Genomic DNA, 23,639 nt, shown 5'->3' on the forward strand with positions numbered 1-23,639 from the left:
GGCTCCCGCCTCAGGCGCAGCCTTTGCCGACGGGCAGCAAATCCCGCGCACGACCGACGCATCAGGCGCCGCGCAAGCCGACCCCGATCGTGCCGCCCTCCAATGTCCAGACGCGGGCGCTGATGGCTGTGGTGGCGATCATGGCATTTCTCGCCTGCCTGACGCTCGGCGCGGTCTCGATGGTGCGCGCGACGGCGGCAAGCTGGCAGGGCGGCATCTCGCGCGAGGTCACCATCCAGATCAAGCCGCGCGAGGGCCGCGACATGAACCAGGCGCTGCTGAACGCGCGCGATGTGGCGCTCCAGTTCGTCGGAACGCTGGATGGCCGGGTGGTCGACGAGGCGGCGACCGAGCGGCTGCTGGAGCCATGGCTTGGCACCGGGCTTGATTTCGATATGCTGCCCGTGCCGCGGCTGGTGATCGTGACCATCGACGAAAACAACCCGCCCGATTTCGCGGCAATGGCCACGGCGCTGCAAGAGGCCGTCCCCGGTTCCTCTCTTGATGATCATCGCGCCTGGGTGAGCCGGCTTTCGGCGATGGCGGATGCGACCACCACGATCGGCGTTTCGATCATGGCGCTGGTGTTTTCGGCGATGGTGCTGACGGTGGTGTTTGCGACGCGCGGCGCGCTTGCCGGCAGCCGCGATATCGTCGAGGTGCTGCATTTCGTCGGCGCGGAAGCCTCGTTCGTCGCCCGCCAGTTCCAGCGTCATTTTCTCAATGTCGCGCTCAAGGGCGCGTTTCTCGGCGGCGCGCTGGCATGCCTGTTTTTCGTATTGGCGCGGTTCTGGCAGATGCGCTATCTGGCAACCCCCGGCGCGGATCAGGCAACCGCGCTGTTCGGCACGATCTCGATCGGCTGGGGCGCCTATTTCGGCATCCTGCTCACGATCATCGCGATCGCCGGCCTGACAGCGTTGACGACAAGACTGACGGTCATCCGCACGATCCGCGAAATCGACCTCGTGCGTTCGGACCCGGAGCGGACCGACACAATCTGACTTCAAGGGCTGATTTCGCGGGCTGATTTCGCGGGATTGCCGAACCGATCCGTCCGCCTGAATTTCAACTCTATTTGCTGTGTTGTATAGATTGGCGGGTCAATCGTCTGATTCGGACGGTTTCATGAACAGGCGCGTCCGGATGGAAAACCGGTATCCACTTTTCCTGGACGCGATTTAAAAAAATACCCGGCGAGCCGGGCGCAGAACTGGAAATGGGTCGGGCATGGCGGAAAGGGTGCGCAAGCCGCGTCGAACAGGCGGCAGCGATCGCGGGGCGCGGCGGCGTTCGCCTGCCGGTCGTCTCGCGCGCCTTGTTGCATTTCTCTTCGTTGCTGGCGTGATCGTTTTCGGCGGCGGATTTGTGGCTTTCGGCTTCAATATCCTCACTGCCAAGCCGCCGCAGATCTACGAGACCGACGCGATCGTCGTGCTCACCGGCGGTTCGCGCCGGATCGAAGAGGCGTTTGCGCTGTTGGAAGCCGGAGCCGGCGAGCGGCTGCTGATATCCGGCGTCAATCCCTCGACCACGCCCGAGAGCATCCGCAACACGATCGGCGGCGACGGCCAGCTTTTCGAATGCTGTGTCGATGTCGGCTACGAGGCGCTGGATACCCATGGCAATGCCGTGGAGACCCGCAAGTGGATCGAGGAGCACGGCTATCGGCGCATCCTTGTCGTTACCAGTGCCTATCACCTGCCGCGCGGTCTTTTCGAGCTCAGGAATATCGATCCCGACACCGTTTTCGTCGGCTATCCGGTGCCGCTTGCCGATCCCGGCACGCCCTGGCATCAAAACCTGCGCTATCTCAGGATTCTCGGATTCGAATATCTGAAGTTTATCGGCGCTCACCTGCGCGCCGAGACCGGGCTTGCGGCGCTTGCGCCGGCCGGGGAGGGGAAATGATGGGGGTGATCCGCTCGGCCGCTTTCAACATCGCTTTCTATGTCGGGACCGCGTTCTTGATGATCGTGCAGTCCCCCTATTATTTCCTGGCGTCGCGCAGGAATGCCTACGGCGTGGTCGTGCAGGGCTGGGGCCGCTTCGTCAACCGGCAGATGCGGATATGGGCCGGCGCGACCTTCACCATTGAAGGGCTCGAGAACCTGCCTGACGGCCCCTGCATCATCGCCCCCAAGCATCAGTCTGCCTGGGATACGATCATGCTTCTGCCATGGATCCCGGATTCGGTGTTCATGCTCAAGCGCGAATTGATCCAGATGCCGCTGTTCGGCTGGTATCTCAAGAAACAACGTCAGGTCGCGGTCGACCGGGCACAGACCGGCCGGGCCATGGCGGACGCGATCGCGCGCACCAAGGCCGAGGTCGAGACCGGGCGCCAGCTCGTGATTTTTCCGGAGGGAACGCGCCGGCCGCCGGGCGCCGCGCCGGACTACAAGCGCGGGATCCAGCGGCTTTACCGCGATCTCGGCGTGCCCGTCATTCCGGTGGTGATGCATCCGGGGCTGTTCTGGCCGCGCGGCAGTTTCCGCCGCCAGGGCGGCCATTTCAAGGTGCGGATCCTGCCCGCGATCCCGCCCGGCAGAGATCCACGGCTGTTTTTCGATCAGCTTGTGGAGACCATGGAACGCGAGAGCGACCGCCTGCTGATCGAAACCGTCGATGCCAATCCGGATATCGACCTGCCGGCCGTGACCCGCGAGCGGATCGCCGCATTGCGTGTGGCAGGTGTCTGAAAGGCTTTACGGCGCGTCCCCGCGGACCGGCCGGGGCTGCTCGTTCTTCAGGAGGTTCGCGATCGTTTCCAGCGCCGCGTCATCTATCCGCATGTCACGCAGATGGTCGACCGTGTTCAGGAGATAGTCGCGATTGGAGCCCGACTGGCCATGGCCGCCCCGCACGATTTCGGCGGCGTGGTCGAGATCGACCCTGCCGGCATATTGTTCATGCGCGTGGTCGACGACATAGGTGATGGCCGGCACGTTCTCGCCCGATGACAGCCGCACCGGCAGCACCAGTTCGCGATAGACGCGGGTGACGAGTTCGCGTCCGCGCAGGTATTCGAGGACTTCTTCCTCGTCCTTGACCCTGGCGGCAAGGGCCACGCCCTCGCAAAAACCGCCACGGTCGAGACCGAGCACGAGGCCCGGCCTGTGCGCCGTGCCGCGATGGACGTGGGAGTAGACGCAGAGGCTGCGGTGATAACCCGCAAGGCGGGCCGGCATGCGTCGATGGGTCGCAAAACCCGGATTCCACATCAGCGAGCCGTAGCCAAATACCCAGAATTCGTCCATATGCTATGCCTGACACTGTTGAGATTCAAAATTACACTGGGGGCCATGATGGCGAGATCAACCCGGACGCGCAAGTTTGTGATGTGGACGCTGATCGTTCTCATCGGGCTGATCGTCGCCTACGCCCTCGGCTGGTTCTACGTTGCGCGCACCGTCAAGGCCCGGATTTTCTCGCTGCTTCAGGGCCAGGACCAGCGCAATGTCGTCGTCAGCTGCGAGGATATCGGCTATAACGGCTTTCCCGCGACATTCGGTTTTTTCTGTGACGGCCTGCATGTGCGCGACCGGGCATCGGATTCGGTATTCGATGCGCCGCAACTCAATGCTGAGGCGCCGGTCTATTCGCCGTGGTCGGTTCTGGCAACGGTCACCGGTCCCGCCACGCTTCAAAACGATGCCGGCATGCTTGCGCGCGCGGAATGGCACAGTTTCGACGGCAAGCTGATCTACAAGGGCGGCGCGCCCCGCCTCGTCTCGTTCACCTTCGATGCGATGACCACGCGTTTCGCCGATCCGGAGGGGCGAGAGGGTACATTGACGGCGGAACACGGTCAGGGGCTTGTGCGCAATGATGGCGGAGATCTCGATGTCGCGCTTACCCTTAACGACGCGGTCCTGCGTCCGCAAAACAATGCGGATGCACTGCCCGCCGTGTCACTCAATCTTCTGGCAACCGTCGATGATGGCGGCGCGCTGATCGAGACCGATTTCCGCCCGCAAATGCTGCGCGGCAAGAGCGGGATCGTCAACCAGGCGGCGCTGGCGATCGGCGAGAGCCAGTCGCTGATGGCGGTCTCTGGTCGATTCTCCTTCGACAAGGACGGCTATCTCGACGGCCGCTTCAGTTTCGAGCTGACCGGCATAGATGGCGTGGCGCAGCTTGCCGGACTTGCGTTTCCCCTGGCGGCGGGCGTGATCGACACGGTGACCGGCCTTGTCAAAAGCTTCACCGGCGGTCAGCGCACCGTGACGCTCGACGTGCGCGTCGACCATGGCAGGGCCGTGCTCGGCTTCATTCCGCTCGGCAAGATACCGCCGCTCTGATGTATTGAATCTGCGCATCGTGCTTTCCAAAAATCGATTCCGATTTTCGGGCCGATGCGCTAGAGTCTGTCAGGTTCAAATCGAACCAGACAGACTCTAGATTTATTTGTTTTCGTTTGTTTTTTCGGGAAAACCGGATTCCACTTTTCCCTGACAAACTCTAGTCCTGGTCGTCGAGCGCGTGGCGGCCGAAATCGGCTGCCTCGACATCCTGACCGGCCTCGACGATCGAGCGGCGAATGTCGCGGGTGCGGCTGAAGAGTTCGAACAGCTTGTCTCCCTCGCCCCAGCGGATCGCGCGCTGGAGATAGGCGAGGTCCTCCGAAAAGCGCGCCAGCATTTCGAGGATGGCGTCGCGATTGTGAAGGCAGACGTCCCGCCACATGGTGGGATCGGAGGCCGCAAGACGGGTGAAATCGCGAAAGCCCGAGGCGGAATACTGGATCACTTCCGATTCCGTCACTGCCTCCAGATCGTCGGCGGTGCCGACGATATTGTAGGCGATGATATGCGGCAGGTGCGAGACGATGGCCAGCACCTTGTCGTGATGGTCCGCGGCCATGGTATCGACCCGGGAGCCGAGCGCCTGCCAGAACCGGGTGAGCCTTTCCACGGCGGCGGGGTCGGCGTCCTCGCCCGGTGTCAGGATGCACCAGCGACCCTTGAACAGGCCGGCAAAGCCTGCATCCGGCCCGGATTTCTCGGTGCCGGCGATCGGATGGCCGGGAATGAAATGCACGTTTTCCGGCACGAACGGCGTCATCTGCGCGATGACGGAAGCCTTGGTCGAGCCGACATCGGTCAGGATCGCGCCGGGCTTGAGATTGGGGGCGATGCGCTCGGCGATCGCGCCGGACGCGCCGACGGGCACCGAAACGATTACGAGGTCCGCGCCGCGCACCGCGTCTTCGGCTGCCACGGTATAGCGGTCGCCGAGCCCCAGTTCTTCCGCCCGTCTCAGCGTTTCCGGCGAACGGGTCGAGACGATGATTTCGCGGGCAAGGCCTCTCGCGCGGATATCGCGCGCGAGCGAGGAGCCGATCAGACCGATGCCGATCAGTGTGATGCGTTCGAATTCAATCATGTCCTGTCCGTTTCCGGCCTGGCGGCCAAAAACGCCTTCAGCGCCTCGATGACGCCGAGATTGGCCTCTTGCGTGCCGACGCTCATGCGCAGCGCGTTGGGGAACCCGTAGCCGGCGACGGCGCGCAGGATATAGCCTCTCTCGCTCAGATAACGGTCGGCATCGGCCGCGCGCCTGCCATCCTCGTCGGGAAAGTGGATCAGCACGAAATTGGTGACCGAGGGCGTGACCGAAAGGCCGAGCGCGGTGAACGCCTCGGTCAGCCGTTCGATCCATTGCAGGTTGAAATCGACCGCCGCCCGGGTGAAGGCGTCGTCCCTGATCGCGGCCGCGGCGGCAGCGATGGCCAGCGCGTTGAGGTTGAAGGGACCGCGAACGCGCTCAAGTGCTGCGATGATATCGAGTGGCCCGTAAAGCCAGCCGACGCGCAGCGCCGCAAGCCCGTAGATCTTCGAAAACGTTCTTGTCATGACCACATTGTCGTTTTCGGCGACCAGTTCCAGCCCGGCCTCGTAATCATTGCGGCGGACATATTCGGCATAGGCGGCGTCGAGCACCAGCACCACGTTTTTCGGAAGTCCGGCATGGAGCCGCCGGATTTCGGAGAACGGCACGTAGGTGCCGGTCGGGTTGCCGGGATTGGCGATGAACACGACCCGGGTCCTGTCGGTGACGGCGGCGAGGATCGCGTCGACATCGACCCGCGCATTCTTTTCCTTCACCGTGACCGGGATGGCGCCGTTGGCCTGAATCTGGATCCTGTAGACCAGGAAGCCGTGCTCGGTGATGATCGCTTCATCGCCCGGGCCGAGATAGACGTGTGCGATCAGGCCCAGAAGCTCGTCCGAGCCGTTGCCGCAGATGATATTGCTGATGTTGAGGCCGTATTTGGCGGCAATCGCCTCGCGCAGCGCGCGCGACTGGCCGTCGGGGTAAAGCGCAAGGTGCTCGCTTGCGGCCTGCATGGCGGCGATCGCCTTCGGGCTCGGCCCGAGCGGCGTCTCGTTCGATGACAGCTTGTGCACCTTGCCGGCGCCCTCGCCATGGGATTTGCCGGGCACATAGGCGGCAATATCCATGATGCCGGGGCGCGGCGTCGGTTTCATCATCTGTTCGGTCATCGAAAACCTCGAAAATTGGCGGCCATTTCGGGCCGGTTTAGAGCGTCGGGCGAAAAAGTGGAATCCGGTTTTTCGCTAACCTGACACGCCAGAACAAAGAATCCGGAACATCGGGCGATGCCGACCAGGCGCTCAATGTTTCAGCGTCAGCAGCAATAATTGCGATTGCGGGCTTTGTCGAGTGTCAGCCGGGATGCCAGAGGGGATGTAGCGCGCGCGTGGTTGGCACGCCCTGCGGGGCAAGCGCCGGCACCAGCAGTTTGCGCGAGGCGCGGGCGGCAACCGGCAAGCCCTGGTAGAGCCGCTTCTGCGCTTCGATGATGTTGACGCCGGCAAAGGCGGGCCAGAAGGTGCGGCCCGACCGCTCGAGACTGGATCGGAATTTCAGGATCGCGCGGCTTTTCGACGGCGGAAAGAACAGCGCCTCCGCAAAGGCCGCGGGCGTGAAATTCGTTTCCCGCAGCAATTCGATGATCTGGCCCTTGGAATAGGGCCGGCCATTGCCGAACGGGGTGTGTTCGAGACGCGCCCACACGCCGCGCCGGTTGGGCGTCACGATGATCACCCGCCCGCCGGGCGCCAGCACCCGCCAGAGCTCACGCATGGTCTCGCGCGGAGCCTCGGTGAATTCCAGCGCGTGCACCAGCAGGACGCGGTCGATCGAGGCGTCGGGCAGGGGCAGCTCTTCTTCATGGACGAGGACGGTTGCCGAGGGGCCGAACGGCGGCCAGTTGATCGCGCCCTGGGACGCCGGCATCAGCGCGATCGTTCGTTCGGCATCGCCGCCCAGCCGGTCGAGATAGGGCAGGCAGTAGCCCAGCCCCGCCAGCCGTTCCTCCGGAAGCTTCTGCCAGATCGGCGCGAGCGCCATCGCGATCGAATGGGCGGCAAGCCGTCCGAGCTCGGTATGATAAAACGCGCGCAGGTCTACGATATCGGCATTCATGGGCTAAGGTTCGTCCGGGTCATGGTTGGACTTCAGGGCCCACCGTACTACATTGAAGCTGATTGAGTAAGCAATTGCGAGGCCTGATATGCGTTCCCTGGAAATCGCCGTCTTCATGTGCCGCTCCGACAATTACGGCGTGCTGGTGCACGAGCCGGAAAGCGGCAAGACCGTCAGTATCGATGCTCCCGATGGCGAAAAGGTGATGGCCGAAGCCGAACAGCGCGGCTGGACGATCACCGACATCTTCACCACCCATCACCACAAGGACCATGTCGACGGCAATCTCCCGATCAAGGAGAAATATGACTGCCGCATCGTCGGCCCGATCGAGGAAGCCGTGGTGATACCGGGGCTCGACCTCGCCGTGTTCGAGGGCGACGAACTCGATTTTGCCGGCCGCAATGTCGAGGTGATCGAAACCCCCGGCCATACCGCCGGCCATATCTGCTATCATTTCGTCGAGGACGGTCTGCTGTTTGCCGCCGACACGCTGTTTGCCATGGGCTGCGGCCGGCTGTTCGAGCGCCCGGCCTCCGACATGTGGCCGTCGCTCCAGAAGCTGATGGCGCTGCCGGACGAGACCGAGGTCTATTTCGGCCATGAATATACGCTCGCCAACGCCAAATTCGCGCTCACCGTCGATCCCGACAACACGGTGCTGAAGGAGCGCGCCGAGGCAGTGGCGGAATTGCGGGAGGCCGGCGGTTTCACCATACCGACCACGATCGGGCTGGAGAAGAAGACCAACCCGTTCCTGCGGGTCGGCGATCCGGCTATCCGCAAACTGCTCGGCATGGAACAGGCGAGCGACGCCGAGGTTCTGGCCGAAATCCGCAAGCGCAAGGACAATTTCTGATGACCGCCGACGAGATCATCGGGGCGCTTGGTCTCAAGCCGCATCCCGAAGGCGGGTGGTTTGCCGAGACATTCCGCGATCAGGCGGGCCGCGACCCGTCCGGCGGCGGGCGCGGGGCCTCGACGCTGATCTACTTCCTGCTGAAGGCGGGCGAACGCTCGCACTGGCATCGCCTGCACAGCGCCGTCGAGGTCTGGCACTATTATGCCGGCGCGGGTCTGAGGCTGATGCGATCCGCCGACGGCAAGACGGTGGAAACGCAGATTCTCGGCCCGGACATCGTGAAAGGCGAACGCCCGCAAGGGGTAATCTCCGCAGGCTGCTGGCAGGCGGCCGAAACCACCGGCGACTTCACGCTGGTCGGCTGCACCGTCGCGCCGGGCTTCACCTTCGAGGATTTCGAACTGGCCGCTCCCGGATGGGCGCCGGGTGAAAACTAGGAATTCTTTCCTCTGATCATGTCGCGCGCTGCGATCACAGCGCCGCCGGTGATCAGCAGGCAGGCGACGATCACCCGCCAGCCCGGCTCGCCGAAGCGGGCGATGATCAGGATGATCGTCGACAGCAGCGGCGCGGCATAGCTTGCGGCGCCCAGGACCTGGATGTTGCCGTGCTTGACGCCGTAATCCCAGGCGTAGAACGCCAGACCTACCGGAAACAGGCCGAGCCCCGCCACCGCCAGCCATTCGCCGCCGGTCGCGGGCCAGACCGTGGTTTCGAGCCCGATGTGGCAGATCAGCGAGAGCAGGGCGGTCGCAAGGCAGAACCCGGTGACGACATCGGTCGAGACCTTGGCGAAGGAGCGCGATGCCAGCGAATAGCCCGACCAGGTGAATGCGCAGAGGAAGGCGGCGAAATAGCCGAGCGCATAGGCGCCGCTGAATGCCAGTCCACCGCCGCGGGTCACGAGGATCGCCGTGCCGGCAAAGCCCGCAAGCGCGCCGATGATATGGTGCGGCCTCAACCGCTCGCCCGGCAGCAGCGCGGAACCGACCACGATCAGCAACGGCCACAGATAGGCAATCAGACCTGCATCGACCGCTGGCGCGTTTCTGAGCGCGGTGAAATAGAGGAAATGATAGCCGAACAGGCCGGCAATGCCGATGATCCAGACCTTAGGCGGCTGGCGCAGCCGCTTCAGGCGTTCGGGCCGGACGATCAGCACCGCGATCCCCGGCAGGCTCGCGATCGAAAACGCGATCGCCGAAAGCTGGAACGGCGGCACATCGCCGGAGGCCGCCGTAAACAGCGCCAGGAACGACCACATCAGCACGGCGGAAAACCCGATCAGGGTGGCGCGCATATTCATCGTGCTAGCGGGGAAGGCCGAATTTGGAGGCGTAGATCGTCAGCCTGCCGATCTTGAGCGGGATATGGGCCATGACCGGCGCGAACACGTTCAGTTCCTCGTTGTAAGCGAACCAGACGACGAGTTCGCGGGAATTGGCGAGGTATTCGATATCCTCATCCTTGCGCTCATAGCCTGCGACCGGACGAAACCGGATCGCGCAGCCGATCGCCCGCCCGGAAAAGCCTTTTGTGGAAAACGGCCGGTTTCCCGCCGAGGCCATCTCGAGCTCCAGCCGGGTCTCGCCGTCGAAGATCGAGATCGTGGTGGCGCAGGGGTTCTTGGAGGGCGGCAGCAGCAGCGCCGAGACCGGATCGATCACATCGCGCAGGTGTTTGGATTTCACCTCGACCCAGTTCTCTCCGCGCGGACCCGGATCGGGCTCGATGCTTGAACTCGTTACCCGCTTGTTTGTAAAGGTGGCGGCGTAATCGCGGGCATAGTCGCCATCGCGATATATGAGCTGGAACTCCCGCGTTTCCGGCTTTCCGTTCTTCCACAATCCGTCGGCATCGACCTTCACGGCGATCGAGGTGAACAGGCTGCCGATTCCCGCCGCCTCGATATCGGCATTGATGTTGTATTTGTCGTCGGCGACCGTGGTGTTGAACACGGCGTCGGCGATCTTGATGCCGGAAAACGACAGCGTGTAGACGGTCTGCTGCTTGATATCCTCGGCATGAACGGTAGGGGCTGTCAGCAATGCCGCGGCAATTCCAAGCGCCTGAAGAAATTTAACTGCCATCCTGCATCCGTCCGTTGAAGTTTCGATTACCCCCGTTTATGTCGCAGCTGGCCTCAAAAAAACAGCGGTAAATTTTTTGCCACCGGCGAAAAACCGGCAAATCGCCTTGACCTTTGATGAGTGCGAGATTATAGAACCGCAACTTTCCAATAGCCGCCAATTGGATCGCGGGGCGTGGCTGTCCCGTTGAGAGCCTTGGCCCAATGAAGAATAATAGGTGAAACCATGTCCCGCATGTGTGAATTGACTGGCAAGGGCGTGATGTCCGGCAACAATGTAAGCCATGCCAACAACAAGACCCGCCGCAAGTTTCTTCCCAATCTGTGCCGGGTAACCCTGATGTCGGAAGCAACCGGCATGAGCTATCGCCTGCGTGTTTCGGCAGCTGCTCTGCGCTCCGTTGAACATCGCGGCGGTCTCGACGCATTCCTGCTGAAGTCGGGCGAACGCGAACTTTCGCCGCGCGCCCGCCTTCTGCGCAAGGAAATCATCAAGAAGACGGCCGAACAGGCCGCTGCCTGATTTCAGGCATTCTGACTAAACTGGAGAGCCTTGCCGCCAGCCGGTAGGGCTCTCTTTATTCGTTCTCCAACTGGTGGCATCACCCAGGATAAAAAAATGCGTCAGACGCAAACCGTGCTCGTTTACAGCCTGCTGATGGCAGGCGTCGTCCTTCTTTCCAACATTCTCGTCCAGTATCCGGTTTCGGGAACGCTTTACGGCATCTCGCTCGCCGACCTTCTGACCTGGGGCGCGTTTACCTATCCGCTCGCCTTCCTGGTCAACGACCTCACCAATCGCCAGTTCGGACCGTCGGCCGCCCGCAAAGTGGTGGTCGCGGGCTTCGTCGTCGGCGTCGCCTTCTCGTTCTACGCCTCGGCGCCGCGGATCGCGATCGCCTCGGGCACGGCGTTTCTGGTCGGCCAGTTCCTCGATATCTCGGTCTTCAACCGGCTGCGCCGCCAGACATGGTGGAAGGCGCCGCTTGCCGGTTCGCTGTTCGGCTCGGTGCTCGACACGGTGCTGTTCTTCTCGATCAGCTTCGCCGCCGTCTTCGCCTTCATCGGGCCGAACGACGATTTCGCGCTCGGCATGGCGCCGCTCTTCGGCGTGTTTTCGCTCGACGTGCCGCGCTGGATCTCCTGGGCGCTCGGCGATCTCTCGGTCAAGCTCGCCTTCAGCCTGATCATGCTGCTGCCCTATGCGGCGCTGATTTCATGGCTGCGGCCGATGCGCACGGTCAACGGATAGCAGCCGATACCGATTCGCGCGCGCCGTTTTCCACGATGCTGTCGTAAGCCTTGAGGATTTCGGCGCGGAAGGCGGCGTGGTTGGCGAGATCGCTTTCGAAGATCGTGTCGATGGTGATCAGGCCGTCGACCAGCGCCTCGCCGTCGCGTTCGCGCGCGATCGCCAGCAAATCGGCGGAAAGCGGGTCGGTGAGCGTGCCGCCATCCGTCGCCGTCACCTTCACCAGCCGCATCCAGCCCGCCACGCCAAGCGCCAGAAGCGGAAAGGGCCGGCCGGCCTCGATATTGTCCTCGATCGAATGAAGCAGGCGCTGCGGCAGTTTCTGGCTGGTGTCCCAGGCGATCTGCGCGGTGCGGTGTTTCAGCTTCGGGTTGGCGAAGCGGGCGATCAGGTCGTCGGCATAGGCCTCGATGTCGAGCCCTTCGATTGCCGGAAGCGTCGGGCGCTGTTCGTCAAGCATCAGGCTTCGGGCGGCCTTGCGGAACACCGGGTCGGCCATGCAGGCATCGACCGTCTCCAGCCCGGCAAGGCTTCCGAGCATCGCCAGGAACGTATGCGCCCCGTTCAGCATTCTGAGCTTCATCATCTCGAACGGGCGCACGTCGTCGGTCAGCATCGCTCCGCCCTCGGCATAGGGCGGGCGTCCGGCGGCGAAATCATCCTCGACCACCCATTGGCGGAAGGGCTCGCAGACGATGCCGTTGTCATCCGCCTTGCCGCCATTGATCTCCTTCAGCAGCGCCCGACCCTCGCCGTCGAGCGCCGGCACCACCCGGTCGACCATGGTGCCGGGGAAGGTGACATTGGCGTCGATCCAGTCGGCGAGCCTGCCGTCACGATGATGGGCGAAGGCCAGCACGGCGGCGCGCACCAGCCTGCCATTGTCGGGCTGGTTGTCGCAGGAAAGCACGGTGAGACCGGAGAGGCCCGCGTTCCGGCGGCGCGAAAGCCCCGCGACGATGACGCCGATCGCGGTTTTGGGCTTGTCGGGGTTTTCGAGATCGGCGCGGATACCCGGATGGTCGAGATCGAGCCTGCCATTGCGGCAGCAATAGCCCTTTTCCGTGATCGTCAGGCTGATGACGGAGAGCGGTTCGGAGGCAATCAGGTCGAGCAGCGAATCAATGCCGTCGCGGCCCGGATGGCAGGTGCCGACGACCACGGCGATCTCGCGCGCGGTCACGCTGTCGCCGTCGATCTCGGCCACCAGATAGCGCCGCCCGGCGTCATCGAGCGCCGACAGTTCCGCGGCGCCGGAGTTCAGGCGGCAGGCCACCACGCCCCAATCGCCGCCGGCCGCGTTCAGGCCTTCCTGGAGATAGACCATCAGATGGGCGCGGGCAAAGGCGCCGAAGCCGATATGGAGGATGCGCGGGCGCAGCGCCGCCGGGTCGAAATTGGCGCGGATGACGGTCTCTTGCATCGGTTTTCCTCGTGAACGCCTGTTGGTGTTTCCGAAAGCTTATCGTGGCGGGCAGCGGTGACGGTCAAGTCCTGTTTGCATGTCAGCGGCGATTGACCCAGAATGGGGCGCGCGCGACGGCAGGGAACTTTACCGGATACGAATCGTTTCTGAGCGCTACCCCACTCCGAATTCAGCGAGGGCACATTGGCCGGACGCGTTCTTCTTCAGTTTTTCCATTGGTATTATCCGGACGGCGGCAAGCTCTGGAACGAGATTGCCGAAAAAGCCGCAAGTTTCGCCGAGATCGGCGTGACCGACGTCTGGCTGCCGCCGGCCTACAAGGGGTCCGCCGGCGGCTATTCGGTCGGCTACGACAGCTATGACCTGTTCGATCTCGGCGAGTTCGACCAGAAGGGCTCCGTGGCCACCAAATACGGCGATCGCGGCCAGTTCGAGGCCGCCTGTCGGGCGCTCGCCGACCATGGTATCGGCGCCATCCACGATGTGGTGTTCAACCACAAGATGGGCGGCGACGAGCGGGAGGCGGTCAAGGTGCGCCGCGCAAACCCCGACGAGCGCAACGAAATCGAGGACGAAGCCTTCGATACCCACGCCTATACCCGTTTCACCTTTCCGGGCCGCCAGGGCAAATATTCCGAATTCATCTGGAGCCAGAAGTGCTTTACCGGCGTCGATTACATCGAGGACCCGACCGACACCGGCGTCTTCCGTCTCGTCAACGAATATGGCGAGGGCGAATGGCATGACGAGGTCGACGACGAGCTTGGCAATTATGACTACCTGATCGGCTCCGATGTCGAATTCCGCAACCGCGCGGTCTATGAAGAGCTGAACTACTGGGGTCGCTGGTTTTCAGAACAGGTGCCCGTCGCCGGTTTCCGGCTCGATGCCGCCAAGCATATCCCGGCATGGTTCTTCCGCGACTGGATCGGCCACATGCGCGAAAATGTGAAGGAAGACCTGTTCGTCGTCGCCGAATACTGGCATCCCGATATCGGCGCACTGGACAATTACCTGAACCTCGTGGATCGCCAGCTCCTGCTGTTCGACGTCGCCCTGCATCATCGCTTCCACGAGGCCTCGACCAGCGGTGGCTCCTTCGACATGCGTTCGATCTTTGACGGTTCGCTGGTGTCGGAACAGCCCGAACATGCGGTCACGCTGGTCGAAAATCACGATACCCAGCCGCTGCAATCGCTGGAAGCCGCTGTCGAGCCATGGTTCAAGCCGCTCGCCTACGCCCTGATCCTGATGCGCGAGCAGGGCGTGCCGAGCATATTCTATGCCGATCTTTACGGGGCGGAATATCGCGACAAGGGCGGCGACGACGAAGATTACGACATCGTGATGCCGAAGATTGAATGCCTGCCGGGGCTGATTGCCGCCCGCAGTCGATTCGCCAATGGCGGCCAGACCGACATTTTCGACGATCCCCATTGCCTGGCGATCGTGCGCCACGGAACCGATGAGGCGCCGGGTTCGGTGACGGTGCTGACCAATGGCGGCGAAACCGCCAAGGCGATCGACCTCGGAGAGGGGCACAAGGGCGCGACCTTCCGCGATTTCCTCGGCCATCGCGAGGAGACGGTGCCCGCCGACGAACACGGCAGGGCGAGGTTTCCGGTCAATGGCGGCAGCGTGAGCGTGTGGGTGCGCGAAGACAGTCTGTAGGCCCGACCTGATAGGACGGAAATCCTATTTCGCCAGCCGGAACTCCAGCATCAGCGTTTCCTGCAGCATCGAGTCATTGTCATCCGAGACGATGATCAGATGGAGGCTGCCGTCGGGCATGGGAACAATGTCCAGGCCTTCCATATTGTCGATCCGGTTCGCGCCGCTCGCCTGCATGACGACCGACCCGTCGACCACAGCGCCGGGACGGATATCGTCGGCGGCAATGCGGCGGATGCGCATGCCGATGCCGGCCAGAAGCGAAAACCGCCGTTCCAGCAGCAGCAGGTCGCCATCCGGCAGGAAGGCGGCGTCGGTGACGTCGAAGTCCTGTCGCTTCACCACCTTGAAAATACCCGTGTCGGGGCCGGAGATGGTCGCGGCGAACAGGTTGCCGTCGGCATCGACGCTCTTTTCGGTGATCACCACCGTGCGGCCCTCGGCATTCGTCGCCAGCGCCTCGAGGCTGCCATTGGCGCGCAGCTCCGAGACCGGGATCAGGAAATTTGGGCCGGGCTTCGCGGTCGCGCTGTCGTGGCCTTGCAGCGGATACTGATCGATCCGGTGCTTGCCCTCGAAACCGACAAGTATCCGGTCGCCCTTGATGGTCATGCTCTCGGCATCCATGGCGGCTTTTTCGGCGTGGACGCCCCTGGTGTTCTTCATCGGCGTCACGGTTACGTCGGCAACGCCGGAGAGCCGGCCCGCGCGATCTCGCTCGATGTTGCCGTCGATCCAGTGGCCGTCATCGGCCACCGCGATGAAGCGTTGGCCGCCGGGCAGGAAACGGATCGAAGACATCGAATGAAGGCCGGAAAGCCTGAGGCCGCCGACGAATTCCAGCTGACCGAAGCGGGTTATCGCCGGATCACTGGCGAAGTTTTCGATCCGCGTGACGGAGACATCCGCAGCCGAGGCATGCGCGCTAAACAGCGTCAGGGCAAGCAGGAGGGCGCGTATCATCGACCGCGGCGGCGCTTCGGCGCTTCGGCCGCCTGTTCCTCGAACAGACCCGCAAGCTGATCGGTCATCGCGCCGGCCAGTTCGTCGGCGTCGACGATGGTGACGGCGCGGCGGTAATAGCGGGTGACGTCGTGGCCGATGCCGATTGCCAGCAGTTCCACCGGCGAGCGAGTTTCGATATGCTCGATCACCGCGCGCAGATGCTTCTCCAGGAAATTGCCGGGATTGACCGACAGCGTCGAATCATCGACCGGCGCGCCGTCTGAGATCATCATCAGGATGCGGCGCTGTTCGGGCCTTGCCATCAGCCGGTCATGGGCCCAGATCAGCGCCTCGCCGTCGATGTTTTCCTTGAGCAGCCCCTCGCGCATCATCAGGCCGAGATTGGCGCGCGCGCGCCGCCAGGGGCTGTCGGCGGATTTGTAGATGATGTGGCGCAGATCGTTGAGCCGGCCGGGTGCCGCGGGCTTGCCCGCTTCGAGCCATTTTTCGCGCGATTGCCCGCCCTTCCAGGCCTTGGTGGTAAAGCCCAGGATCTCGACCTTGACGCCGCAGCGCTCCAGCGTGCGCGCCAGAATATCGCCGCAGGTGGCCGCGACCGTGATCGGGCGGCCGCGCATCGAGCCGGAATTGTCGATCAGCAGCGACACCACGGTGTCGCGGAACTGGGTGTCGCGCTCCATCTTGAAGGACAACGGCTGCATCGGGTCGATGACCATGCGCACCAGCCGGGCGGTATCGAGGTAGCCTTCCTCGAGATCGAAATCCCAGGACCGGTTCTGCTTCGCCATCAGCCGGCGCTGCATCCGGTTGGCAAGGCGGCCGACCGCGCCCTGAAGATGGGCGAGCTGCTTGTCGAGATGGGCGCGCAGGCGCGCCAGTTCCTCGGCGTCGCACAATTCCTCGGCGGTGATTTCCTCGTCGAATTCGGTCGAAAACACGCGGTAGTCGATCTTTTCGTTGAAATCGTCGAAGGCGGTGTTGGGGCGCTTGGTCTCGCCGGCGACCTCGGAATCCGGATCGGCCTCGTCGTCGAGATCGGTATCGGCCACTTCCGCGCCGTCGAGTTCGCCCTGGTCCATCTCCTCATCGGCGCTGTCGCTGTCATCGGCGGAGGCGGAATCCTCGCCGGCTTCCTCCTGCATCTGCTCGTCGTTTTCGCGTTCGGAACGCGGCTGTTCGTCGTCGGAGAGGTTTTCCTCCTCGTCGTCGTTTTCGAGATCGTCGCCGGCGTAGTCATCGGCCATTTCCATCGACGACAGCATCGAGCGGATAACCCGGGCAAAGGCGTCCTGATCGTCGATCGAGCCTTGCAGCCGGTCAAGATCGACGGCGGCCTTGTCCTCGATGAACTCCCGCCAGAAATCGAGCACCTGTCCGGCCGAATCCGGCGGCTTTTCGCCTGTCAGCTTTTCGCGCACCAGCATGGCGACCGCCTCGGAAACCGGTGCGTCCTCCTTGCGGTCGATGGCGGCGAAATTGGCCTTTTCATATTTCTCGGCATGCATGGCGGCAAGGTTCTTCGCCATGCCGGGCATGCGTTTTGCGCCGATCGAATCGATCCGCGCCTGTTCGACGGCGTCGAAAATCGCCTGCGCCTCGGTGCCGCCGGGCGACATATGCGCATGGGTCACCGGATTGTGGCAGGCCATCCTGAGCGCCATCGAATCGCCAAGCCCGCGCACCACGGCAAGTTCCTCGGGCGTCGGGCGCTTGGAGAATTCCGGCAGCCGGATCTGGTTGCCGCTCATCCCCGGCCGGTCGCGCGAAAACACGACCTCGGCCTCCCGCTCTCCGGAGATCGCGCGCACGCAGCCGGAAACGGCGCGATGCAGCGGCTCCAGATCGACCGGTGCATACGGGTTGGATTTTCGGTTGTCGCCGGGACCGGCCATGAAAATTTCCTCAGGCGCTGATCACGACGTTGGCGGCACTTTCCTTCAGCTCCTCGCCGAAGGCGCGCTGATACTGCTCGGCCACCAGCGTGCGCTCCAGCTCGTCGCACTTGTTGAGGAAGGTGACGCGGAAGGCGAAGCCGACATTGCCGAAGATCTCGGTGTTCTCGGCCCAGTTGATCACCGTGCGCGGGCTCATCACCGTCGAAAGATCGCCGTTGACGAAGGCCGAACGGGTGAGGTCGGCAACGCGCACCATGTTGGAGACGGTCTCGCGACCCTCGGGGGTCTTGGCGAAGCTCTTGACCTTGGCGAGGATGATGTTCACCTCCTGCTCATGCGGCAGGTAGTTGAGCGTGGTGACCAGCGACCAGCGGTCCATCTGGGCCTGGTTGATCTGCTGGGTGCCGTGATAAAGCCCGGTGGTGTCGCCAAGGCCGACCGTGTTGGCGGTCGCAAACAGGCGGAAGGCCGGGTGGGGGCTGATCACGCGGCTCTGGTCGAGCAGCGTCAGCCGGCCCGAGGATTCCAGAACGCGCTGGATCACGAACATCACGTCCGGCCGGCCGGCGTCATATTCGTCGAAGACGAGCGCGACATTGTGCTGATAGGCCCAGGGCAGGATGCCGTCCTTGAACTCGGTGACCTGCAGCCCGTCCTTGACCACGATCGCATCCTTGCCGACGAGATCGATACGGCTGACATGGCTGTCGAGGTTGACGCGCACGCACGGCCATTTCAGGCGGGCGGCGACCTGTTCGATATGGGTGGACTTGCCGGTGCCGTGATAGCCGGAAACCATCACGCGGCGGTTATGGGCAAAGCCCGCGAGAATGGCGAGCGTGGTGTCGCGATCGAACAGGTAATCGGGATCGAGGTCGGGAACGTAAGGGTCATCGGTCGAATAGGCCGGGACTTTCAGGTCGACATCGAGGCCGAAGGTTTCACGAACCGAGACGGTGATGTCCGGCAGGTTCGAGTAGTCAAGATCGATCTTGCTCATCATTTCTCCAGCGCGGCTCCTGGGAAAAAGCCGCTCAACGGTCTTTTATCTGCTTTTGATAGAAGTGTTCCTAGCAGAAGCCGGCCTGCTTTAACAATTGGTATGCCTGCACCACGGCACGAAAAGTTTCCTCCGAGCCGCGATCGCCGCCATTGGCATCCGGGTGATGCTTCTTGACCAGCATTTTGTATTGCTTCTTGATATCGTCGGAGGTGGCCGTCGCGGTCAGATTCAGCGTGTCGAAGGCCTTGGCTTCGAGCGTCTTCAGCTTGCGCTCGCGCTTCGGCCGTAGCGGCCGGCCATCCTTGCCGTCGTTGACGAAACCGAACGGGTCGCGCAGGCGCGCCGCCGAAGCGGCATTGCCGGCTTTCTTCGAGCCATGGAAGGGCGTCTTGCGGGTATCGCCGTTGACGCCGACGGTCCATGTCGGCCGGTGGCCGGTGAGCGCCTCCTTCTGGTAGCGCGCGATATCGCTGTCGGACAGGCCCTCGAAATAATTATAGCCCTTGTTGTAGGTTTTCACATGCTCGAAGCAGAACAGGAAAAACTGGCCTTCGGCATTGCGGCCGACAGGGGCCTTGTGCTTTCCGGGCTTGTGGCAGCCGTCCCACTGGCACTCGGGCACAGTGGTCTCCTGCTCTGGCTTTGCCGAGGCGGGACCCTTGCGCTTGGTGCGGAGGCGGTCGAAATATTTGGAATCGAGATTCATGACGCTTGATTATGACCTTACGTTCCCGCCACAACAAGAATTGACAACGGGGTTTGTTACAGGCTTTCTGGACTGTTACCGCTTCAGCCGCAAATGAGGAGCAGATCGATGACGATGGCCGCCAAAATCGAAGACCGACTTACCACACTCTTCCGTCCCGAACGGCTGATTCTGAAAGACGAGAGCGCGCAACATGCCGGCCACTACGATGAGCCGGACGCTCCCGAGATCACCCATTTAAGGATCAGGATCGTATCCGGCAAGTTCAAAGGGATGAGCCGCATCGCACGACATCGTGCCGTCAATGAGGCACTGGGCCCCGAATTCGCCGATGGCCTTCACGCGCTGGCGATCGAAGCCGCCGCGCCCGGCGAGCCGACGCGGTGGTAGCAAAGCCCAGCCGAATGGCGTGACGGACCATGTGAACAGCGACGCCCGAGGAAAAAGCGGGGCGCGCTTTTCCGTTCGAATTTCTGACAAAGTTCTCCTCAAGCCCATTCGTCATCCCGGCCCTGAGCCGGGATCCAGGGCCGCTTGTGGCGAGGCGAGAAAAGTACCTTCGCGCGCAAGGATTCGGCGCTTGCTGGATTCCGGCTCAAGGCCGGTATGACGGTGGAGAGGGAGGCGACGCCGTGATTGCGCAGGGGGGTGTCAACAAACAGAATGCGGCGCACGGGCCTGTTCTTCCAGGCGATCGCGGCCCCGTCGTCGCTGGTTTCGGGCTTTAAATCGCGACCCCGAAATGCCTGAGCCCCTCGATCACGCCGTCGGCGATTTCGCCGCGGGCCTGGTAGATCCGGCCATTGCTTTTCGCCAGGGCGCGCAGGTCGTCATGGCCGTTGGCGGGGATGATGCCGCGCACCTCGGGCACCGCAAACATCGCGCTGTCATTGCCAGTGTCGCCGGCAACCACGACATCGTCATGGGCGATGCCGAGTTTTTGGCACAGCCACGAAAGACAGGCGCCCTTGTCGGCATTGCGCGGCAGGATGTCGAGATCGCGCGCCGATGAATAGACCAGCTTGACCTCCAGGCCTTTGGTGGTCAGCGCCTCCTCGATCACCTTGAGCCGGCTCTTCTTGGCGTTTTGCAGGTACCAGCTCGATTTGTAGCCGTGCTGGTAGCGGTCGGGCTGGCGGGTCACGTCGGGGATGCTGTTCATGATCCGCTCGACCTTTTCCGCATCGAACGAACTGCCGATGAAATCGTCGAACCCGCCAACGGGCAGGCCGGCACGGTGGTCATGCGCCATGGTGCCGACGCCGCCGATCAGGAAATCGGGTTCCGGCAGGCCGACCATGCCGATCAGCTCGCGAATGTCGTTGACGAGCCGCCCGCTGTTATAGACCAGCAGCGGTCGTTCGGCTTCGGGCATGGCATCGAAGGCCCGGCGGAAACGTTCCGTCGAGCCATTGTGGCCGACAAGCGTGCCGTCGAGATCGGATGAGAAAAGCCGGATTGCCATCGCCTCAGTCGCCGTCATGCCAGGGTTCGGCCCAGTCGCTGTCCTCCAAGGACTGCCGCATCGGGCGGCCTTCCACCAGCGAGATCAATTGCTGCGCGATCCCGGTCCAGGTGAACAGGCTGCGCGCCTTGTGCGCTCCCATGCGGGCCAGGCGGTTATAGAGCCGCTGGTGCTTGAACGGCTTCATCATCATGATGCCGAGATCGTATTTGTCGAACGTGTCGGCAAACAGCGCGTGTCGCCCGAAGCTGATCGCGCGGTAAAGCCCGCCATTGGTGGTGACCACTGTCGGCGTACCCGATGCCATCGCCTCGATCGCGGTCATGCCGAACGGCTCATAGCGGCTTGAAAGCACGAACATGTCGGCCGCGCGATAGATGTCGGGCAGGGCCTCGTCGGAGACATGGCCGGAGAAATGAACCTTGTCCTCGAGCCCCAGTTCCGTCACCAGCGCCTTGAGCTCGTTCAGGATCTTGGTTTCAAGCTCATCCATGTCCGCACCGCCGACGGCAAGCTGGAGCTCGGCATCTGGAACACGCTCGGCCATTACCGAAAACGCCTGGATCAGGAGGTCGTAGCCCTTGTTGGTGGCAAGCCTGCCGAGCGCCAGCACGGTCTTGCCCTTGAAGCCGAACTGTTCGCGCAGCATGCCCCGGGTCGCGCCGGAAACCGGGTAGAAGCGGTTGTCGTCATAGCCGGGCGGGATCATGTAGACCCGGTCCTCGCGGATGCCGTAATCCTCCACCAGCATGTCGACCTGGATCGGCGTGGTCGCGATCACGCTGTCGCAGGCGCGGTAGATCTTGTTTTCATGCTTGATCCGTTCGGTGAAGTTGAAGTCCTTCTCGAACTGCTCCTTTTTGTCCGGATAATCGGTCTCCATCGTCCGCTTCTTCCACAGGCCGATAGAATGCGGCGTGTGCAGATGGGGAATATGAAGCGCCTCGGCGAGCCGCAGGCCGGCATAGCCGGCGTCCCAGTAGTGGGAGTTGATGAAGGTATAATGGAGGTCGTGTTCGCGCATGTAGCGCAGCGCGTTCTCGCTCCACTCCAGCAGATGCTTGTAGAGATATTCCTTGGGAATGAAGTCCTTGCCGCCGCAGGGAATGCGCACCACGCGGACACGCTCGTCAACCTCGTCGATCTCCGGCTGATCCTCGAACCGGCGGGTGTAGATATCGACGGAAAAGCCGAGCTGGGCGAGTTTTTTCGACAGTTCAAGAATGTATACGACCTGTCCGCCGGTATCGGCGGCGCCAAGCGGCGGATCTGCGGCAACATATCCATGCGTGGAAACAAGCGCGATATTGGGATATTTACCGGACCCGTTATTATCTGCCATCATCAATCCTTCCTTGCAAAAATAGAGCGTGGCGTGGCTGCGCGGATTCGGTTCTGTCATGGCGGCTGGGCACAGAGAGGCGAAAAGAATCGTCCGGGCGCACGACCCGCTGTTCTCCGAACGCACAACCGGAGCAAAGTGTTCCGAACAAACTTGAGCGATCCGAGGTTATGTGGAACATAGGGGAACAGCCGCATGAGGAAAACCCCATGAATTCCCGTATCAATTTCGAAGATCAACCCGGCGCTTTCCTGCGTATGCTTTTCGATGCCGCCGTGGCCGCCGCCGATCCGATGAAACAGCTCGCCGGATATCTGCCGGAGCCGCCGAAGGGCCGCACCGTGGTTGTCGGGGCCGGCAAGGGCTCGGCGCGCATGGCGGAAGCGCTGGAGGCTTGCTGGCAGGGGCCGCTCGAAGGCGTGGTCGTGACCCGCTACGGCCATGAAGCGCCCTGCGAGCGGATCGAAATCCTCTCGGCGTCCCACCCGGTGCCGGATGAAGCCGGCGAAAAGGCTGCGAAACGGATTCTGGAAACGGTCTCTAGCCTTACGGAAGACGATCTGGTGATCGTGCTGATCTCGGGCGGCGGCTCGGCCCTGCTGTCGCTGCCGCCGGAAGGGGTGACGCTTCAAGACAAGATCGCCCTCAACAAGGCGCTGCTGCGCTGCGGCGCGTCGATCGACGAGGTCAATTGCGTGCGCAAGCACATGTCGGCGATCAAGGGCGGCAGGCTTGCCGCCGCCATCCACCCCGCCCGCTGCCACACGCTTCTGATCTCCGATGTGCCGGGCGACGATCCGGCGATCATCGCCTCCGGCCCGACGGTCGGCGAGGTGACCACGGTGGAGGATGCGCGGGCGATCCTGAAACGCTACGCCATCGATGTGCCCGACCATGTCGCCCGCCATTTCGGCACGGCGGCCGCGCGCTGCGTCGCCCCCGACGATCCGCGTCTGGCGCGGGCCGAAAACCACATCATCGCGACCCCGTTCATGTCGCTGGAGGCCGCCGCCGACATCGCCCGCGAGGCCGGGCTCGACGTGCTGGTGCTCGGCGATACGATCGAGGGCGAGGCCAAGGATGTCGGCATCGTCCATGCCGGCATCGCAGGCGCGATCGTCAACCACGGCGTGCCCGCAAAACGGCCGGCGATCATCCTCTCCGGCGGCGAGACCAGCGTGACCGTCAGGGGCGAAGGCCGCGGCGGGCGCAATGTCGAGTTTCTGCTGTCGCTTGCCGTCGAACTCAACGGGCTTGCGGGCGTCCACGCGCTTGCCGGCGACACCGACGGCGTCGACGGCCGGGAGGAGGTGGCAGGCGCCGTGATCGGTCCTGACACGCTCGAACGCGCGCGATCGCTCGGCCTCGATGCCCGCGCCTCGCTTGCCGACAATGACGGTCACGGATTTTTCGAGGCGCTGGGCGACCAGGTGATCACCGGGCCGACGCTGACCAATGTCAATGATTTTCGGGCTATCCTGATCCTTTGAATTTGCGCCGCGCAAGG

General features: G+C 62.9%; 24 protein-coding genes. 11 read left to right on the forward strand and 13 right to left on the reverse strand.

What is annotated here, in order from left to right:
• Positions 1 to 122 precede the first annotated feature (122 nt).
• The 3 genes from HQ843_RS13465 (at position 123) to HQ843_RS13475 (ending at position 2,702) form a co-directional block, all read left to right on the forward strand.
• Positions 123 to 1,004 carry a cell division protein FtsX gene (locus HQ843_RS13465; RefSeq protein ID WP_246710421.1) on the forward strand — a complete coding sequence of 294 codons (882 nt, stop codon included), beginning with the start codon at positions 123 to 125 and terminating at the stop codon, positions 1,002 to 1,004.
• A gap of 226 nt (positions 1,005 to 1,230) precedes the next feature.
• Positions 1,231 to 1,911 (forward strand): YdcF family protein, encoded by a 681-nt coding sequence (locus HQ843_RS13470; RefSeq protein WP_180897834.1) that lies wholly within the window; start codon positions 1,231 to 1,233, stop codon positions 1,909 to 1,911.
• Positions 1,911 to 2,702, forward strand: coding sequence for a lysophospholipid acyltransferase family protein (locus tag HQ843_RS13475; RefSeq protein WP_180903513.1), 792 nt, complete (start codon positions 1,911 to 1,913; stop codon positions 2,700 to 2,702). Before HQ843_RS13470 ends, HQ843_RS13475 begins: the two co-directional genes overlap by 1 nt.
• Before the next feature lie 6 nt (positions 2,703 to 2,708).
• Here HQ843_RS13475 and HQ843_RS13480 read toward each other — a convergent pair whose 3' ends face one another.
• Positions 2,709 to 3,260, reverse strand: a complete 552-nt coding sequence (locus HQ843_RS13480; RefSeq protein WP_180897833.1) for a gamma-glutamylcyclotransferase — start codon at positions 3,258 to 3,260, stop codon at positions 2,709 to 2,711.
• Between the two features lie 48 nt (positions 3,261 to 3,308).
• On the opposite strand from HQ843_RS13480, the gene HQ843_RS13485 reads away from it, so the two are divergent.
• Positions 3,309 to 4,304: a DUF2125 domain-containing protein gene (locus HQ843_RS13485; protein WP_180897832.1), complete on the forward strand. Its 996-nt coding sequence runs from the start codon at positions 3,309 to 3,311 to the stop codon at positions 4,302 to 4,304.
• A gap of 160 nt (positions 4,305 to 4,464) precedes the next feature.
• Here the strand turns inward: HQ843_RS13485 and HQ843_RS13490 are convergent, their stop codons facing one another.
• The 3 genes from HQ843_RS13490 to HQ843_RS13500 form a co-directional block, all read right to left on the reverse strand.
• Complete coding sequence (locus HQ843_RS13490) at positions 4,465 to 5,388, reverse strand: prephenate/arogenate dehydrogenase family protein (RefSeq protein WP_180903220.1); 924 nt, start codon at positions 5,386 to 5,388, stop codon at positions 4,465 to 4,467.
• A complete protein-coding gene (gene hisC, locus HQ843_RS13495) occupies positions 5,385 to 6,509 on the reverse strand; it encodes a histidinol-phosphate transaminase (RefSeq protein ID WP_180897831.1) in 1,125 nt (374 codons plus the stop codon). Before hisC ends, HQ843_RS13490 begins: the two co-directional genes overlap by 4 nt.
• A 184-nt stretch (positions 6,510 to 6,693) precedes the next feature.
• Positions 6,694 to 7,455: a class I SAM-dependent methyltransferase gene (locus tag HQ843_RS13500; RefSeq protein WP_180897830.1), complete on the reverse strand. Its 762-nt coding sequence runs from the start codon at positions 7,453 to 7,455 to the stop codon at positions 6,694 to 6,696.
• Positions 7,456 to 7,543: 88 nt separating this feature from the next.
• Between HQ843_RS13500 and gloB the strand changes: the two genes are divergently transcribed.
• Together gloB and HQ843_RS13510 are read left to right on the forward strand one after the other, a co-directional pair.
• Positions 7,544 to 8,314: a hydroxyacylglutathione hydrolase gene (gene gloB / locus HQ843_RS13505; RefSeq protein ID WP_180897829.1), complete on the forward strand. Its 771-nt coding sequence runs from the start codon at positions 7,544 to 7,546 to the stop codon at positions 8,312 to 8,314.
• On the forward strand, positions 8,314 to 8,754 hold the full coding sequence (locus tag HQ843_RS13510) for a cupin domain-containing protein (RefSeq protein ID WP_180897828.1): 441 nt from the start codon (positions 8,314 to 8,316) through the stop codon (positions 8,752 to 8,754). Before gloB ends, HQ843_RS13510 begins: the two co-directional genes overlap by 1 nt.
• On the opposite strand, the gene yddG is transcribed toward HQ843_RS13510, so the two are convergent.
• Positions 8,751 to 9,623, reverse strand: coding sequence for an aromatic amino acid exporter YddG (gene yddG, locus HQ843_RS13515; protein WP_180897827.1), 873 nt, complete (start codon positions 9,621 to 9,623; stop codon positions 8,751 to 8,753). The two genes, HQ843_RS13510 and yddG, sit on opposite strands and share 4 nt — an antisense overlap.
• Before the next feature lie 4 nt (positions 9,624 to 9,627).
• On the reverse strand, positions 9,628 to 10,407 hold the full coding sequence (locus HQ843_RS13520) for a DUF3108 domain-containing protein (protein WP_180897826.1): 780 nt from the start codon (positions 10,405 to 10,407) through the stop codon (positions 9,628 to 9,630).
• A gap of 225 nt (positions 10,408 to 10,632) precedes the next feature.
• Between HQ843_RS13520 and rpmB the strand changes: the two genes are divergently transcribed.
• Together rpmB and HQ843_RS13530 are read left to right on the forward strand one after the other, a co-directional pair.
• A complete protein-coding gene (gene rpmB / locus HQ843_RS13525; protein ID WP_180897825.1) occupies positions 10,633 to 10,929 on the forward strand; it encodes a 50S ribosomal protein L28 in 297 nt (98 codons plus the stop codon).
• Positions 10,930 to 11,025: 96 nt separating this feature from the next.
• Positions 11,026 to 11,658 (forward strand): VUT family protein, encoded by a 633-nt coding sequence (locus HQ843_RS13530; RefSeq protein WP_180897824.1) that lies wholly within the window; start codon positions 11,026 to 11,028, stop codon positions 11,656 to 11,658.
• Here the strand turns inward: HQ843_RS13530 and HQ843_RS13535 are convergent.
• Complete coding sequence (locus tag HQ843_RS13535) at positions 11,648 to 13,081, reverse strand: mannitol dehydrogenase family protein (RefSeq protein ID WP_180897823.1); 1,434 nt, start codon at positions 13,079 to 13,081, stop codon at positions 11,648 to 11,650. The two genes, HQ843_RS13530 and HQ843_RS13535, sit on opposite strands and share 11 nt — an antisense overlap.
• A gap of 186 nt (positions 13,082 to 13,267) precedes the next feature.
• Between HQ843_RS13535 and amyA the strand changes: the two genes are divergently transcribed.
• Positions 13,268 to 14,755: an alpha-amylase gene (gene amyA, locus HQ843_RS13540; protein ID WP_180897822.1), complete on the forward strand. Its 1,488-nt coding sequence runs from the start codon at positions 13,268 to 13,270 to the stop codon at positions 14,753 to 14,755.
• A gap of 24 nt (positions 14,756 to 14,779) precedes the next feature.
• Here amyA and HQ843_RS13545 read toward each other — a convergent pair whose 3' ends face one another.
• The 4 genes from HQ843_RS13545 to HQ843_RS13560 all read right to left on the reverse strand — a co-directional run bounded on the left by HQ843_RS13545 (position 14,780) and on the right by HQ843_RS13560 (position 19,325).
• Positions 14,780 to 15,718, reverse strand: a complete 939-nt coding sequence (locus HQ843_RS13545) for an esterase-like activity of phytase family protein (RefSeq protein ID WP_246710106.1) — start codon at positions 15,716 to 15,718, stop codon at positions 14,780 to 14,782.
• On the reverse strand, positions 15,715 to 17,613 hold the full coding sequence (gene cobT / locus HQ843_RS13550) for a cobaltochelatase subunit CobT (protein ID WP_180897821.1): 1,899 nt from the start codon (positions 17,611 to 17,613) through the stop codon (positions 15,715 to 15,717). Before cobT ends, HQ843_RS13545 begins: the two co-directional genes overlap by 4 nt.
• A 10-nt stretch (positions 17,614 to 17,623) precedes the next feature.
• Entirely contained in the window at positions 17,624 to 18,616 is a 993-nt protein-coding gene (gene cobS, locus HQ843_RS13555) for a cobaltochelatase subunit CobS (RefSeq protein ID WP_180897820.1), read from the reverse strand.
• A 70-nt stretch (positions 18,617 to 18,686) separates the two neighbouring features.
• Positions 18,687 to 19,325, reverse strand: coding sequence for a J domain-containing protein (locus HQ843_RS13560; protein ID WP_180897819.1), 639 nt, complete (start codon positions 19,323 to 19,325; stop codon positions 18,687 to 18,689).
• A gap of 108 nt (positions 19,326 to 19,433) precedes the next feature.
• Between HQ843_RS13560 and HQ843_RS13565 the strand changes: the two genes are divergently transcribed.
• Entirely contained in the window at positions 19,434 to 19,715 is a 282-nt protein-coding gene (locus HQ843_RS13565; RefSeq protein ID WP_180897818.1) for a BolA family protein, read from the forward strand.
• Positions 19,716 to 20,049: 334 nt separating this feature from the next.
• On the opposite strand, the gene HQ843_RS13570 is transcribed toward HQ843_RS13565, so the two are convergent.
• Together HQ843_RS13570 and HQ843_RS13575 are read right to left on the reverse strand one after the other, a co-directional pair.
• Positions 20,050 to 20,808, reverse strand: coding sequence for an HAD-IIB family hydrolase (locus tag HQ843_RS13570; protein WP_180897817.1), 759 nt, complete (start codon positions 20,806 to 20,808; stop codon positions 20,050 to 20,052).
• Positions 20,795 to 22,132 (reverse strand): glycosyltransferase, encoded by a 1,338-nt coding sequence (locus HQ843_RS13575; protein ID WP_180902201.1) that lies wholly within the window; start codon positions 22,130 to 22,132, stop codon positions 20,795 to 20,797. Before HQ843_RS13575 ends, HQ843_RS13570 begins: the two co-directional genes overlap by 14 nt.
• A gap of 209 nt (positions 22,133 to 22,341) precedes the next feature.
• Here HQ843_RS13575 and HQ843_RS13580 point away from each other — a divergent pair, with 209 nt between their 5' ends.
• Positions 22,342 to 23,622, forward strand: a complete 1,281-nt coding sequence (locus HQ843_RS13580) for a glycerate kinase type-2 family protein (RefSeq protein WP_180897816.1) — start codon at positions 22,342 to 22,344, stop codon at positions 23,620 to 23,622.
• Positions 23,623 to 23,639 lie beyond the last annotated feature (17 nt).

The organism is Martelella sp. NC20 (assembly GCF_013459645.1).
Classification (GTDB): Bacteria; Pseudomonadota; Alphaproteobacteria; order Rhizobiales; family Rhizobiaceae; genus Martelella.

Coding starts and splice junctions, on each gene's coding strand:
- HQ843_RS13465 (WP_246710421.1), top strand. CDS start 123: ATGGCTGTGGTGGCGATCATGGCATTTCTCGCCTGCCTGACGCTCGGC.
- HQ843_RS13470 (WP_180897834.1), top strand. CDS start 1,231: ATGGCGGAAAGGGTGCGCAAGCCGCGTCGAACAGGCGGCAGCGATCGC.
- HQ843_RS13475 (WP_180903513.1), top strand. CDS start 1,911: ATGGGGGTGATCCGCTCGGCCGCTTTCAACATCGCTTTCTATGTCGGG.
- HQ843_RS13480 (WP_180897833.1), bottom strand. CDS start 3,260: ATGGACGAATTCTGGGTATTTGGCTACGGCTCGCTGATGTGGAATCCG.
- HQ843_RS13485 (WP_180897832.1), top strand. CDS start 3,309: ATGGCGAGATCAACCCGGACGCGCAAGTTTGTGATGTGGACGCTGATC.
- HQ843_RS13490 (WP_180903220.1), bottom strand. CDS start 5,388: ATGATTGAATTCGAACGCATCACACTGATCGGCATCGGTCTGATCGGC.
- hisC (WP_180897831.1), bottom strand. CDS start 6,509: ATGACCGAACAGATGATGAAACCGACGCCGCGCCCCGGCATCATGGAT.
- HQ843_RS13500 (WP_180897830.1), bottom strand. CDS start 7,455: ATGAATGCCGATATCGTAGACCTGCGCGCGTTTTATCATACCGAGCTC.
- gloB (WP_180897829.1), top strand. CDS start 7,544: ATGCGTTCCCTGGAAATCGCCGTCTTCATGTGCCGCTCCGACAATTAC.
- HQ843_RS13510 (WP_180897828.1), top strand. CDS start 8,314: ATGACCGCCGACGAGATCATCGGGGCGCTTGGTCTCAAGCCGCATCCC.
- yddG (WP_180897827.1), bottom strand. CDS start 9,623: ATGAATATGCGCGCCACCCTGATCGGGTTTTCCGCCGTGCTGATGTGG.
- HQ843_RS13520 (WP_180897826.1), bottom strand. CDS start 10,407: ATGGCAGTTAAATTTCTTCAGGCGCTTGGAATTGCCGCGGCATTGCTG.
- rpmB (WP_180897825.1), top strand. CDS start 10,633: ATGTCCCGCATGTGTGAATTGACTGGCAAGGGCGTGATGTCCGGCAAC.
- HQ843_RS13530 (WP_180897824.1), top strand. CDS start 11,026: ATGCGTCAGACGCAAACCGTGCTCGTTTACAGCCTGCTGATGGCAGGC.
- HQ843_RS13535 (WP_180897823.1), bottom strand. CDS start 13,081: ATGCAAGAGACCGTCATCCGCGCCAATTTCGACCCGGCGGCGCTGCGC.
- HQ843_RS13545 (WP_246710106.1), bottom strand. CDS start 15,718: ATGATACGCGCCCTCCTGCTTGCCCTGACGCTGTTTAGCGCGCATGCC.
- cobT (WP_180897821.1), bottom strand. CDS start 17,613: ATGGCCGGTCCCGGCGACAACCGAAAATCCAACCCGTATGCACCGGTC.
- cobS (WP_180897820.1), bottom strand. CDS start 18,616: ATGAGCAAGATCGATCTTGACTACTCGAACCTGCCGGACATCACCGTC.
- HQ843_RS13560 (WP_180897819.1), bottom strand. CDS start 19,325: ATGAATCTCGATTCCAAATATTTCGACCGCCTCCGCACCAAGCGCAAG.
- HQ843_RS13565 (WP_180897818.1), top strand. CDS start 19,434: ATGACGATGGCCGCCAAAATCGAAGACCGACTTACCACACTCTTCCGT.
- HQ843_RS13570 (WP_180897817.1), bottom strand. CDS start 20,808: ATGACGGCGACTGAGGCGATGGCAATCCGGCTTTTCTCATCCGATCTC.
- HQ843_RS13575 (WP_180902201.1), bottom strand. CDS start 22,132: ATGGCAGATAATAACGGGTCCGGTAAATATCCCAATATCGCGCTTGTT.
- HQ843_RS13580 (WP_180897816.1), top strand. CDS start 22,342: ATGAATTCCCGTATCAATTTCGAAGATCAACCCGGCGCTTTCCTGCGT.